Below are 13,581 nucleotides of genomic sequence, written 5' to 3' on the forward strand. Positions count from 1 at the left end.
ACAATGCGCCGGGCCCCGACTGTTCAGTCACCAAGACCCCGTCGTCGATAGTTCCCACGTCGCCGCACCCATCGCCCACCGACCGACCTTCTCCGCTGTGCCCACACCGCAAGAGAACTCGAACGGCGGCACGTTCGATCCCCATCCCGCCGCCGGCCCGCCGGGACTCAGCGCGGCTGATCGGGTGATTCGTGCGCGTCGAGGGCGTGCTGCAGGGTGGCGTTGAGGGCTTGAGCCTCGGCGAGCTGGTCTTCCAGAATCACGATCCGGCACGCCCCGTCCAGGGAATTACCGGCGTCGATTAGCTCACGCACCCGCGCGGCGATGCGCAGCTGATAGCGCGAGTAGCGGCGATGACCGCCTTCGGAACGCTGCGGGGTCAGCAGTCGAGCATTGTCGAGCGACCGCAGGAATGCCTGGGTGACGCCGAGGATCTCCGCCGCCCGGCCCATGCTGTAGGCGGGGAAGTCCTCGTCGTCGAGTCTGTCCACCCCGGCGGTGGCGGGGGTGGGGTTCGTATCCGGTTGCTGCACAACACCTCTCAGGGGAATTTGAAACGACGGGAGGCCCCGGCGCGGGTGCGCCGGGGCCTGGACACTACGTATACGAAAGGGTCGAACTGTTCACCGGCCTCCATGGGCCGATGGCGTACACCGTGCCCGGGGAGGCGCGGGTCGCGAAGCAGGGTCTCGGCTAATCAGTAGCACCACCTCCAATTCGTAGCGATCTTGTTCGTGAGTCTGGTCGTCGCCGTGCCTCGCCCCTGCCGGCGGCGGTCGGGCAGCCGGAAGGCCAGCCGGATTCTCGCCTGCCCCGGCAGGGGCGAGGGGTACCGCATACCAGGTAGTTCACCTACCCAGTCCTTCGATCTCTCACTTCAACGACAGTGAAATTACACAACCGCCAAACGAATGTCTATAGCCTCCACTACAGATTTTCGGAGTGCTGCATCGTTGGATCGGCGTCAGACCAGACTGCTTCGCCTACCACCCCAGAGAAGGCGCCGACAAGCGACACTTGCACATCCCTATGTCGAGTGCTAAAACTTATCTATGTCAGATGACATAGATAATCTGATCTTCCTTCGACAGTGAATGGTGTTGGTTGGAGGTGACGACCATGCTGATGCGCACCGATCCCTTCCGTGAACTGGATCGCCTGACCCAAGCCGTGTTCGGCACCCCGGCGCGGCCGGCCGCGATGCCGATGGAGATCACCCGCGCCGAGGAGCGTCAGGCCATCAACGCCTGACATCTGCGCCGAGGGGGTTCCGATCATGGTGGCGGAGACCGGCACACGCACCGAGTCGCTCTGGTGGCTCGACGAACGGCTGCTCGCGCTCGATCCCGACGTCGAGGAGTTGTTCACCGAGGTCGAGGATGTTCTGCGGGCCGCGGTGTGCCGACCGCCCGGCCCACGACCGGCTCCGGCGCCCCGGCCCTTGCGATATCGGCCTCTCGTTGAGAAGCCGGCACGCGGTCCGGGTGGCCGGATTCCCGTGGCGGACGGCCGCGGTGGCCGTGACCCGCCCCGGCTCACGGTATCGATCCGAAGGAATACACAGTCAGGAGGTGATGCCCGTTCCAGCACGAGTGCAGTCTCCGGTTGGCGTGCGCGCCAAGGAGTCTCGGCCCTGAACCCGCACTTTCGAGCACCTGCAACCCTTGCCGGAACACACTCCGGCGGTCGGTGCACCGCCTGTCGGCAGGCAACACATGTGGGCCCGAGTACACCCCTCGCGCACGCCCCCTGCGGCGCCGTGGCTCAGTGAAAGCGAGTCGCTACGGCAGGATCGAATCGACGTAACCGCCGTCGACGCGCAGCGCGCCCCCGGTGGTCGCCGAGGCGAACGGGGAGCTGAGGTAGACGACCATATTGGCGATCTCGTCCGGTTCGATGAGCCGTTGGATCAATGATTGCGGGCGATGCAGGCGCATGAACTCGCGCTGCGCCTGATCCCATGGCAGCGCGCGGTCCACCAGTTGATAGACGAAGTCCTCCACCCCGGCGGTGTGGGTCGGCCCGGCGATCACGGCATTGACCGTGACTCCCGTTCCGGCGGCGTCTTTGGCGAAACCGCGTGAGAGCGCCAGCAGCGCGGTCTTGGATACCCCGTAGTGGATCATCTCCTCGGGGATGACGATCGCCGAGTCGCTGGCGATCTGCAGAGCGCGACCCCAGCCTCGATCGATCATGCCCGGCAGGTAGGTCCGAATGAGGCGGGCCGCCGCGAGCACATTGACCTCGAAGTAGGTCCGCCACTGCGCATCGGTGATCTCGCGCGCCGGGACCGCCCCGAAGATACCCAGATTGTTGACCAGGATATCCACCTCGGGCAGCTCGCCCACCAGCTGATCGACGCCCTTGGCGGTCGCGACATCGGCGGCCACCCCGAGCACTTCCCCACCCGCCGAACGCAATTCGGCGACCACGGCATCCACCCGGTCGGCGGTGCGCCCATTCACCGCCACCCGCGCGCCGCTGCGGGCCAGCCCTGCCGCGATGGCCAGCCCGATGCCCTGCGTAGAGCCGGTGACCAACGCGGTCTTCCCACTCAGATCGATGTTCACGAGCGACACTCCTCCGTCGGCCTTTCAGCACACGAATCAGAACAAGCATCCAAATGTTTGCTGTATGGATGCTAGCGTGAGTGGCGCCAAACTCTCTTCGGAACTCATCGCCATGGCTCTTGATTCGAAGGAGTAATGAGATGCTTGCAGGATTCGGCCCGGCGGGAGCAATCACTGCGACCACGGTCCCCTCCTTGCGTTCGCCGCACCCTCCGCCTTCGCCCATGAGCAGCGACAACGTGTCGGGGTAACTACGTCACTCACGGTTCGGCCAGCTAGCGACATCACATGAACCGGCCTCTGGACGGAGCGGACGATGATCACGGCGGAAGAATCATTGCTGGACAGTGCTTTTCAGGTGGGGACGCTGGTGCGCAGCGAGGAATTGCCGGCTGCGTTGTGGCCCGAGCACACCGGTGCGGGTTATCGGGTCTGGTATCAGGGCATCGGCTATGACGGCACGGGGCGGATCGTGTCCGGGTCGGTGTTCGTTCCCGAAGGCGAACCGCCCGCCGATGGCTGGACGGTGATCAGTTATGCGCACGGCACCACCGGGCTGGCTGATCACACGGCGCCGTCGATCGCCGGGTTGTCCCGGCCGGAAAGCCGTCATGTGGCCGGGTGGCTGGCCGCCGGTCACTGCGTGACGGTCACCGACTACGAGGGGCTGGCCTCCCCCGGGCCGCATCCATATTTCAACGGTGAGGCCGCCGCCGACGACGTGGTCGATATCGTGCGGGCCGCACGCGGGCTCGGGCACCGGCTGGATCCGCGCTGGGTCGCTGTCGGTTTCTCCCAGGGCGGGCATGCCGCGCTGTTCGCGGGTCTCATGGCCACCAAGTACGCCCCTGATCTCGACTTCCGGGGCACGGTGGCGTTGGCTCCGCCGGTGGAACTGCCGCTGATCGTGGACTTGCAAACCGAGGCCGACGCCGCGCCGGTGACGCTGTTCCTGCCCTATCTGCTGGCCGGGCTGCGCATCACCCGCGGCTTGGCGACGGAACAGTTCATGACCGGCCTCGGGCAGCGGCTGATCGGACTCGCCGAACATGCCCCGGTACGCAATATCCATTACGCGGTAACGGTTTTGACCAATGCCGACATCGGCACCACCGCGCTGATCCGGCGACCGGGCGTGGCGGACATGCTCACCGCCTGCCGAGTCCCCGCCGCCCGATTCGACCGGCCGGTGCTGCTGGCAGCGGGCACCGCCGACGCGGTACTTCCGATGGCCGCCGTGGAGCGCTTCGTCGCCGCCGCCCGGCGCGCGGGCTCCGACATCAGCCAAATCACCTGCGCGGGAGTCGATCACACCGGCATGCTGTCGGCCACTCCCGAACTGCACGACTGGGTCGGCCAGCGGATGACCACCGCCCCGCAGACGCCCCGGCACGGGTTCAGCCTCATGGATATCACCGGGGACGGCTATCTGACCGTCGACGATTTCGACGCCTTCGCACTGCGGCTGGCCCAAGCGTACGGCGAACCCCCTGGCTCGCCCCGGGCGCTGGCCGTCCGGGCGGGATACCGTGCGCTGTGGCGGTCGATGGCCGAGCGGGCCGACGCCAACCGCGACGGGCGGATCACCGAGGCGGAGTTTCGCGCCTGGCTCGACACGCACTGGGACAACGACGCATTCGATGCCGATATCGCACCGCTGGCGCACGCGGTTCTCGAGCTGGCCGACGCCGACGGCAACGGGGTGCTCGACCGCGAGGAGCTGGTTCGCCTGCTCGTCGGGTGCGAGCACACGCCGCTGGAAGCGTCCGCGATTTTCGACCGGCTCGACCTCGACGACTCCGGGACCATCACCACCGACGAACTCGTCACCGCCATCCGCGAGTTCTGCCTGAATCCCACCGCGGATCAGCCCGGTGCCTGGCTCTTCGGGCGGTTCTGATGATTCTGCGACTGCTACACCCGGTATCGGCTGCTCTGGGTTCTCTGCTACTGCTCCTGGCGGCACCGGTTCTTTTGTGCGCCAAGGCAATTGTGCACTTGCCCGGCACGCCGGACCGGCTGCGGGCCCGTGCGCGACTGCTCCTGCTGGCGGCGGTCTTTCTCGCGGTCTTCGAAGTACTCGGCGAGGTCGGCGTCACCGAGCGCCGCCCAGGCCGCCCCGGTGGATGTGACCTACTGGCCGTACAGAACCGGCGACTGCGCCGCTGGGGTTTCGCGCTGGCGGGTTTGCGGCTCGTGCCGGACCAGAAACCGACGGTGGCACGGGACCGGCCCTTGATCGTGCTGGCCCGCCACGCCGGAATGTTCAACAGCCCATTGGTCGCCCACCTCATCGACACCGACCTCGGCCGCGACATCTACTGCGTCGCCAAAACCACGTCGGCGCTCACCCCCGGCCTGCGGCGTTCCTATCTCGGTTCCGGTGTGCGGCTGTTCCGATTCGGGAACAAGCGCGGCAGAGCGGCGGCTGCGCGTTGCATGCGCGGCCAAGCCGCCGGCGCGCTGCCCTCGGACGCACTGCTGATCTTCCCCGAGGGCGCCAACTACACCGCCACCCGCCGCCGTGCCGCGATCTCGGCGCTGCGCGATCGAGGACGCCACCGACTGGCCCATCAGGCCCAGCGCTGCCGCCACGTCCTGCCTGCTCATCCCGCCGGCGCGTGGGCATTGGTCGAAGCCGCACCACACGCCGACGTGCTGATCCTGGCCCAGACCGGGCTGGAAGACCTCTCGGGGCTCGACGGTCAGCTCGACTATCCGCTGATCCACACCGGCACAGTGCATTACACCTGGTGGCACACCCATGCCCAGGACGTGCCGCGCGATCGCGAGCAGTTCGCGCAGTGGCTCAACGACCGCTGGTACGAGGTCGATTCCTGGATCGGGGCGGTTCGCGGCCATCCACGGCGCGATGCGACCACCGTCATCTGGACCGGCACGGGATCGGCGCACACGCAATCGAATTCGACTCTTTCCGCTCTGGAGCAGTCATGAACGACACCTCTTCGGCTACGCCGGGCACCGCGTTCGTCCTGGGCGGTGGCGGTCTGCTCGGCGGCTACCAGGTCGGCATGCTGCGCGCCCTCGACGAACACGGCATCGCCCCCGACCTGGTGATCGGCACCTCCGTCGGCTCCATCCAGGGCGCGATACTGGCGACGTACGGATCCCGCGACGCCATCGACGCGCTCACCGACTTCTGGTACGAAGCGCTCACCCGCAAGGTGATGGGCGTGCCGGTGCGCGCACTGCTGTCCAACCTGGTCCGGTTGCGCCCCGCCCTGGCCACCCAGGACGCGCTGCGCTCGGTACTCGAACGCCACGTCGGCGCACACACTCTCATCGAGGATCTCGGCATCGCGTTCCAATGCGTCGCCGCGTCCATCGAACGTTCGACCGCACGCTATTTCGACCACGGTCCGTTGATTCCGGCGTTGCTGGCCTCGAGCTGCATTCCGGGTTTGTGGCCGCCGATCGCGATCGGCGAGGAACACTACATCGACGGCGGCGTCGTGGAAACCGTGCCGCTGACCCGCGCGGTCTCCTACGGGGCGACCGACATCTACGTGCTGCGCCTGCGTCAGCGCGAACTGCCGCTGCGGGCGCCGCGACTGCCTTGGCAGCTGGGCCAGACCGTCTTCGAGGTCTCGCGCCGCCACCGCCTCGGCCAGGTGATCAATATGCGGCCCGCCGGGGTCACCGTGCACCTGCTGCCGACCGGCGAAGACCTGCTCGAACCACCCGACACCGGCCTCTACACCACCGTCACCGAACAACTCGAGGTCTTCGAACGCCGCGTCACCGCCGGCTACCGCAGCACCATCGACTATCTCGAGGCCCCCGCCGACCGCAAGACCGCAACCATCCGCTCCCGCACCAGAACTCGTTCGAGCGCCGATCACACCATCCGCTTCGCACCGCACCGGCCACCCCTGGCTTCCGACTTCGTCCGAGCGAAACTGGCGAAGTTCTTCGAACTCCTCGACACCGACCGTGACGGCCGCATCGACGCCGCCGACTACAGCGCTGTCGCCGACCGTGTCTGCCTCGCCTTCGGCCACCCCGTCGACAGCCACACCGGCCGCCGCCTGCGCACCACCTTCGCCGACCTGTGGACCGGACTCTGCCGCACCGCCGGCGTCACCCTCGAAGCCGCCATGACCGCAGACGATTTCGTTCACGCACTCGGCGCACTCTCCACGAACCCGGCCGCCTACGACGACACCGTCCTGCCCGCCGTCGCCGCCATCCTCACCGCCGCCGACCACGACCGCGACTCGGTCCTCAACACCGTCGAACTCACCACCCTGCTGACCGCCTTCGGCGTCGGCCGCGACGAGATCGGCACCGCCGCACTACGGCTGGACACCAACAACGACGGCGTACTGAGCTTCGACGAACTCGACGAGGCGTTCCGCGACTACTTCACCACCGACGAACCCGGGGCCGCGGGCAATCTGCTGTTCGGACGGCTCGAGCCCGGCAGCGTCCATTGACCGAGCGTGCCCAGGTCGCTACGGCATTCCCCCCCGGCTGCCTCGCGGTGTCGGCACGAGCTGACTACCGGGTATAGATCAACCTCTTCCGATAGTTCACGCAGTTCGGTGAACCCCCTGCGCGACGCCGATCGGCACGGTACCGTCGAATCTTGTTGGTGACCAATAAATCTGGACTCGACGAACATCGGGTACATCCGAGGTTCGCCGAATATCGGTGGAAGTCGTCACAATGAGTGTGCTCGACGATCTCGTTGCCCACCTCGACGGCTCTACGACCTCCAAGCGCTTCGAAGATGCTCGGCGGCGATTCGGTGAGTGCGGTCTCGCCAGCGTTGGTTTCCTGGTTCCGGAGTCGGCGATCGCACAGGTGCGACAGGAGGCCGAGATATTGGCCGCCACCCACGGTGTCCGGCGCGACCTGCGATTCACCGAAACCGGGAACACCGCCCGCCACATGCGCAACGTGCGCCGCCACGAGATCCACACGCACGGCCGCGTACTGCCCGCCCTCTACGAGGCCACCGCTTTGCGCGAAGCACTCGCTGCGATCACCGGCGAGCCGGTACTGCCGTGCCCATACGAGCCGGAACAGTATGTGATCACCGAACTGACTGCCTCCGGTGACACCCACGGATGGCACTGGGACGATTACAGTTTCGCCCTGGTCTGGGTGCTCGAATGCCCGCCCGCCGAAGATGGTGGCTTCGTACAGTTCGTACCGAACACGTTGTGGGACAAGACCGATCCACGCCTGGCCCGCCAATTCATCGGCAACCCGATCCATTCCGTGGAGTTGAAACCCGGCGATCTATATCTGATGCGCACCGACACCACTTTGCACCGGGTCTATCCGCTGCGCGCCGGTCGTCGCCTGATCGTCAACATGGCCTACGCGTCCCAATCCGACCTGACCAAGCCGATCAGCCACGAAACCATGGACGCGCTATGGGAAGCGACGTGAGAACGTCGGATGCCGGGCGAGGTCGACGAAGCGTCCCGACCCGGAGATGAGGCACTCACAACGGTCGAGAAGACGACCCCGGACCGCGTTCTGGTCAAGGTGACGGTATGAAGTGAGCATGACTCGTATCGGTGTCACCGGCCACATGAACATCACCCCGGATACAGCGGTGCTGGTTTACGACGAGATCACCCGGATGCTGGCTGCCGTAGGGCCTTCCAGCGAACTCGTCGGCATCACCTGCATCGCTCGTGGTGCAGACAGCGTCTTCGCGCAGGCCGTCCTCGATCTCGGGGGCCGGCTCGAAGTAGTACTGCCCTGCCGGAACTACCACGAACGCAAGGTGAGGCCCGACCATGCCGAACAATTCGACGCACTGCTCACCCGAGCGGACGTAGTGAACGTCCTGGATTTCGATGTAGCCGGTACCGAAGCATACGAGGCGGCCAATGAAACTCTCGTGGGATCGAGCGACCGTCTCATCGCGGTGTGGGACGGCAAACCCAGCGAGCAAGGCGGTACTGGCACGGTGGTCGAATTCGCCCAGAGCAAGGGAGTTCCGGTCGATGTCGTCTGGCCGGCGGGATCCAGTCGCGCCTGAGCGATAGTGTTCACCGCGAGTGCCTTGGTAGTCGGTGACGGCGGAGGCGTAGTTGCTGAGCACGCCTTTACCGATGTGTTCGCCCGGACGTAAGCCACAACTCAATCTGCGGTCAGCCCGGTGCGGCCAGCAACTCCACGACGAGTAGAGAAGCAGCGGTGACGACGACTGTCACGACAACTACCGATCCGGTCGGGTAGCTCCACGCGATGAGCGTGACCGCCGCCGCGGCGATGACGAGAACTCGGAGGGGACTGCGAAAGCGGGCCGCGGCGGATTCGATCGCGAGCGGGGCTCGGTCGGTTCGACGCGCTCGTATCGCGGCGAGTGCGCGGTTGTATCGGGCGCGAACCGCGGTCGCGGATGCGGAGGGTCCGCTGAGGAATCCGATGAGCGCGATCACCACGCCCAGCGCGAAAACCGCACGGAGCGTGGTGCGTAGCGGTGTCAGGAAGGCGTCGATCATCACTGCGGCCACCGCCGGGGAAAGCGCGTCGGCGGGTGTCGCGTGTACGTAGGCCGATCGTGCGATTCCGATGGTGGCGGCGAGCACTACCATGGCCACCGCCAGGGCCGCGCCAACCCATGAAAAGGCCCGGCGGCGACCGCCTTTCGGTGCGGCCCATACCGCGACGACGGCGAGTAGTGCGGTGATCCATGGGAGCAGGTCGGCCACGCGGTCGAGGGTCGATGCCCAGCGTTGTGCCTTGACCAGTTGCGGGGATTCGAACAGGACGAACGACTCGTCGATTGTGGGTACGCGTTCGGCGAAGGTGAAGCCGCGGTCGGTCAGGGCGGTGCGGACACGGTCGATAATGGGGGCGAGGGATATTGTGACCGTGCCGGTGTCGTCCATTGCGATGGCTTCGCGGGTGTCGCCGGTCAATATCGTGACGAGCCCTTGGTGTGCCTGGCGGTTGGCTTGGATCCACAGGGTGGTGAATTCGTCGGAGTGCAGGACGGATTCGGTGGTTTCGTGGACGAAGTCGTGCACTTGTTGCTCGATGACGGGGGCCAGGCCGACGACGGCCGGCGGTACGCGTGGGGAGTCTTCGGCGATGGCTCGTAAGGCTTGTGCGGTAACGGTTTCGATGTCGAGGCGGGCCATGATGGTCGTGGTGATCCGGTCGGTGAGGGCGGCGAGCAGGGTCGGGTCGGTACTCAGTGGGGCGACGGTCTGGACGTAGCGGTCGGTGTCAAGCAGTTCGCCGTGGACGAATCGCGCCAGAACCGAGGCCAGGGCGAGTACACCGATGAGGATCACCGAGGCGAGGGTGAGGGACCAGCGCAGGGTAGTTCGGCCGGTGCGGCGGGTGGCGAGTTCTCGGCGCAGGCGGGTGAGTTCTTCGCGTTCGTCCGCATCGAGGGCGTCGGCGCGGTCCTGGGGGTCGTCTCGCGGGTTCATCGGGTCAGTTGCCGATCCGGCTGCCGACCGTGTGGACGATTACCACCCGTGGGTTCCAGGGCACGAGATCGTCTACGCGGCTTTGTAATTCATCGATCGGCGGGAGGTCGGCGGGTCCGAGTATTTCGATGGTGGCTTCGTCGCTGTGCAGTGTCACCTGGGTGACCTCGGCGCCCTGGACGTCGCCGAGCCAGGAGCGGGTGGCTTCGGCGATTTGGTCGGCCCACAGGGTGGATAGGGAGTTCACGACCATCGGGATCGCCACCAGGAGCAGCGCTGCCGCGAGCACCGCGTACGCGCGGCCGTGTTTCGCGGCGCCCGCTCCGGCCGCGCGGGCGAATCCGGTGGCGATGAAAACCGCTGTGGCCGTGACGATCATGGCCACCATATTGGAGGCGAACAGGACGAACGCTCCGAGCGCGAGCGCGGGTGCGTTCGAACCGAGGCAGACACCCACGACGCCCAGTGGCGGCACCAGGGAGATCGCGATCGCGACACCTGGGAGCACGTCGCCGACGTCGCGGCGGATTATCGCGATCACACCGACCAGCCCGGTGGCGAATGCGGCCGTCAGGTCCATCAGTTTCGGTGAAGTACGCCCTGCCACTTGGGAATTGGTGAGTACGTCGGCGGGGTTGGGTAGCAGTTTCGCGACCAGGAAGCCGATCGTCACCACCAGCACGATGCCGACGGCCACCAGCAGCAGGCTCCGGGCGATCAGCGACCCGCGTCCGGTCGCGATGCCCAGTGCGATGCCCAGGATCGGCACCGACAGCGGCGCGACGATCATCGCGCCGATCACGGTGGCGGTGGAATCGCCCACGACTCCCGATACGGCGATCACGCTCGATAGGACGAGCATGATCCAGAATGCGGAGCGTTGGCGCCGGTATCACCGCTGCCCAGGTCGAGCCGATCCACCAGCTCGTCGAGAGTCCGGCGCTGGCTCTCCGGTGCGAGCACTGCCATGACCGCTCCTTAGCCTGAGGGCCAGCCGCCGTTCGCGCGGCTCTTGTCGGCGTCTTTGCCCGCGAGGTGTTGGATGCCGAGTTTCTCGGCGAACAGGTGACGCTGAGTGATCCACCCCAGCACCGACAGACCGATCCAGGCCAGGGTGGCGGTGACCTGTTGTATCCCAGGGTCGGGATTGCGCAGGAATGCAAGGGAATCACTCATCCGCCCGAGCCCGCTGAGCACCATGCTGGCGCCGCCGATCGAGGTCAGCCACAGCAGCGCGCGGGCCCGGAACTTCTCGGCCAGGAACGCACCCGCCACGCACACCGCGAGCGCGACGATCATGCTCAACGCGAAGTTCTTGTCGCCGGGCTGCAGCACGGTGGCCAGTTTCGTGCCGATCATCGCGCCGGTGAGGCCGCCGATGAAATAGGAGGCGAACCGGAATATCAACGAGGTGACCACCCACGAGGCCACCGCGCCGATCAGGCCGATCAGAATCAGCCACGAGAACGAAGCATTGAAAAGGTCGGCAATCATCCAGCCGAGGCCGAATCCGATCGCGAGGATCCCCAGATGTACCGACCGGATCCCATAGAAACACAGCAGGGCTCCGACCAGGGCGACCACGATTCCGTTCACGCGCGTTCCTCTCGCCAGTCGAGCTGCGAACCCGTGCGTCGCCGGGGCGTGCGGCTGATGAGCGACTACCGACCGGCCGACGCTATGGCCACCTGACCGCCGACGCCTCACACCCTTCGGGTGAGATCCGACATAGGCCAGAATCGTTTGCTGGAGATTGCCTATGAGTCAGGTTAGCCCGGCCGGCACCAGGTTGGTGGCACCTGGACGGAAGCGGAATCGCGGCGCCCGATCCTCTCGTCAGGCGCCGCTGGTGGTCCCGTCCCGGTTCTTACCGAACTGTTGTGGTCGTCCGGCTCGCCAGCTCCAGGGTGGGCCATCCCGCGATGTCGCGCCGCATTTGCCGGTCGTGGGTGGCGACGACGATGGCTGCCGCAGTGGCTTGCAGGGCGTCGGTCAGTTCGTCGACGAGTGCGATCGAGAGATGGTTGGTCGGCTCGTCCAGCAGGAGGACGTGCGGGCGGGCGGCCAATGTGCAGGCGAGGTCGAGCCGGCGTTGCTGGCCCATCGACAAGTCGCCGATCCGCTTGTTCGCATCGAGGGAAGCCAGCAGACCCAGCGCGGGCAAACCGATGGCCTCGCTCTCGGCGAGCCGGCCGGTTGTCACCAGGTCCGCGACGAATTCGGTGAATACATCGCGGGCACGACGGTCGAGTCGTCGTGTGGACTCCTGTCGCAGCAGCTGCACCCGTGCTTTCCGGGCTCGATGCACGATCCCGGTCGCCGGTTCGAGCCGCCCGGCGAGGGCAGCCAGTAGCGTGGACTTTCCGGCACCGTTGGGGCCGGTGACCACCAGCCTGTCGCCGGATTTCAGCGTCAGATCCACCGGCTGCGACAACCGCCCCGCCACGGTGACATTCTCGGCGCGCAGTAGCGAAACTCCTTGCCGTGCAGTTAGTTCGGGCATGCTGAATCGCGGCGGCGGAGTCGGTGCGGTGACGTGGTGCGCTTCGAGCGCGTCCTGGCGGCGATGCACCGCGCGCGCCCTTGCCCCGGCTCGGGTGGCGCGCCCGTGCTTGGCTGCCCCCTTCTCCGGACGCCAGCCGCTGACGAGCCGGTTCTGTGCCTCCGACAGATCGCGTGCAAGGCGGATGCGTTCGGATTGCTGCTGCTCGTATTCGGCTTCCCAGCGCGCCAATTCGGCTGCGCGGCCCTCGCGGTAGCCCGCATAGCCGTTGCCGTAGACGCGGGGCAGGTCGTCGTGAGTCGGATCGAGATCGAGATCGAGGATGGTGTCCGCGACATCGGCGAGCAGGGCTCGATCGTGGCTGACCACGACCACTCCGCCGGGGAACGCGCGTAGTCGCTCGGTCAGGAATTTCAATGCCTCCCGATCCAAGTGGTTGGTCGGCTCGTCCAAGAGCAGGAAATCGTCTCCGGCGGCGAGCAATACTGCCAGCCGGACCCGATACCGTTGTCCCACCGACAATGTCGACAGCAGGCGGTCGCGATCGGCGTGGGCGCCGAGTCCTTCCAGCGCGACATCGACGCGACGGTCGGCACCCCAGGCATCGAGCTGCTGTACCAGTTCCAGTGCGGCACTGTATGTCTCAGCGGATCCGGGACGATCCTCGGCCAAGGCCAGCGTGGCGGCGTCGAGCTGGCGCATCGCGGCACGGGTGGCGGCGAGTTGTTCGTCGATGAGGTCACCGATGGTGCGGTCGTCGTGGTCGGGCAGTTCCTGGGCGGCCACCGCGACCGTGCCGGTGCAGTGCACGCTGCCGTCGTCCGGGGTGAGCGTTCCGGCGAGCACATGCAGCAGGGTGGATTTGCCGCGCCCGTTCTCGCCGACTATTCCCCAGCGCGATCCCGGAGACACGGTCATGCCGACGCCCGCCAGCACCGTCCGGTCGCCGAACTCCACGCGAATGTTCGAGCATGTCAATTGAGCCCGCTCACGCGCAGGCTGAGTCCAGATAGTCATGAATTCTTCCTCCGGGCACACGTCATCCACGCTCACGTGAAGAGGGGTGCGCCTCGAGCCGATG

Annotated in this window: 11 protein-coding genes and 1 pseudogene; 6 read left to right on the plus strand and 6 right to left on the minus strand. The window is 66.4% G+C overall.

Annotated elements, in window-relative coordinates; genetic code table 11:
- Window positions 1–167 precede the first annotated feature (167 nt).
- Window positions 168–533: a helix-turn-helix domain-containing protein gene (locus tag NY1_RS06065; protein ID WP_067709311.1), complete on the minus strand. Its 366-nt coding sequence runs from the start codon at window positions 531–533 to the stop codon at window positions 168–170.
- Window positions 534–1,119: 586 nt separating this feature from the next.
- Between NY1_RS06065 and NY1_RS45060 the strand changes: the two genes are divergently transcribed.
- Window positions 1,120–1,251: a hypothetical protein gene (locus tag NY1_RS45060; RefSeq protein ID WP_267888395.1), complete on the plus strand. Its 132-nt coding sequence runs from the start codon at window positions 1,120–1,122 to the stop codon at window positions 1,249–1,251.
- Between the two features lie 530 nt (window positions 1,252–1,781).
- On the opposite strand, the gene NY1_RS06070 is transcribed toward NY1_RS45060, so the two are convergent.
- The gene (locus NY1_RS06070; protein ID WP_067709519.1) at window positions 1,782–2,570 is read right to left on the minus strand and encodes an SDR family NAD(P)-dependent oxidoreductase; all 789 of its coding nucleotides are present in this window, start codon (window positions 2,568–2,570) and stop codon (window positions 1,782–1,784) included.
- Between the two features lie 316 nt (window positions 2,571–2,886).
- Here NY1_RS06070 and NY1_RS06075 point away from each other — a divergent pair, with 316 nt between their 5' ends.
- From NY1_RS06075 to NY1_RS06095, 5 genes are all read left to right on the plus strand, one after another.
- Complete coding sequence (locus NY1_RS06075; protein ID WP_067709312.1) at window positions 2,887–4,470, plus strand: lipase family protein; 1,584 nt, start codon at window positions 2,887–2,889, stop codon at window positions 4,468–4,470.
- A 98-nt stretch (window positions 4,471–4,568) separates the two neighbouring features.
- Complete coding sequence (locus tag NY1_RS06080) at window positions 4,569–5,525, plus strand: lysophospholipid acyltransferase family protein (RefSeq protein WP_157762060.1); 957 nt, start codon at window positions 4,569–4,571, stop codon at window positions 5,523–5,525.
- Entirely contained in the window at window positions 5,522–7,027 is a 1,506-nt protein-coding gene (locus tag NY1_RS06085; RefSeq protein ID WP_067709316.1) for a patatin-like phospholipase family protein, read from the plus strand. Before NY1_RS06080 ends, NY1_RS06085 begins: the two co-directional genes overlap by 4 nt.
- 232 nt (window positions 7,028–7,259) lie before the next feature.
- A complete protein-coding gene (locus NY1_RS06090; RefSeq protein ID WP_067709317.1) occupies window positions 7,260–7,991 on the plus strand; it encodes a HalD/BesD family halogenase in 732 nt (243 codons plus the stop codon).
- A 145-nt stretch (window positions 7,992–8,136) separates the two neighbouring features.
- Window positions 8,137–8,592: a hypothetical protein gene (locus NY1_RS06095; RefSeq protein ID WP_233434223.1), complete on the plus strand. Its 456-nt coding sequence runs from the start codon at window positions 8,137–8,139 to the stop codon at window positions 8,590–8,592.
- Window positions 8,593–8,704: 112 nt separating this feature from the next.
- Here the strand turns inward: NY1_RS06095 and NY1_RS06100 are convergent, their stop codons facing one another.
- The 4 genes and pseudogenes from NY1_RS06100 to NY1_RS06115 form a co-directional block, all read right to left on the minus strand.
- Window positions 8,705–9,997, minus strand: a complete 1,293-nt coding sequence (locus tag NY1_RS06100) for a hypothetical protein (RefSeq protein ID WP_067709321.1) — start codon at window positions 9,995–9,997, stop codon at window positions 8,705–8,707.
- A gap of 4 nt (window positions 9,998–10,001) precedes the next feature.
- Window positions 10,002–10,966 (minus strand): annotated as a pseudogene (locus NY1_RS06105) (DUF389 domain-containing protein).
- 9 nt (window positions 10,967–10,975) lie between these two features.
- A complete protein-coding gene (locus NY1_RS06110) occupies window positions 10,976–11,593 on the minus strand; it encodes a DUF4203 domain-containing protein (RefSeq protein ID WP_067709322.1) in 618 nt (205 codons plus the stop codon).
- Between the two features lie 271 nt (window positions 11,594–11,864).
- The gene (locus NY1_RS06115; RefSeq protein ID WP_067709324.1) at window positions 11,865–13,517 is read right to left on the minus strand and encodes an ABC-F family ATP-binding cassette domain-containing protein; all 1,653 of its coding nucleotides are present in this window, start codon (window positions 13,515–13,517) and stop codon (window positions 11,865–11,867) included.
- Window positions 13,518–13,581: the final 64 nt, after the last annotated feature.

It is taken from the genome of Nocardia yamanashiensis NBRC 100130 (assembly GCF_001613325.1).
Lineage (GTDB): Bacteria > Actinomycetota > Actinomycetes > Mycobacteriales > Mycobacteriaceae > Nocardia > Nocardia yamanashiensis.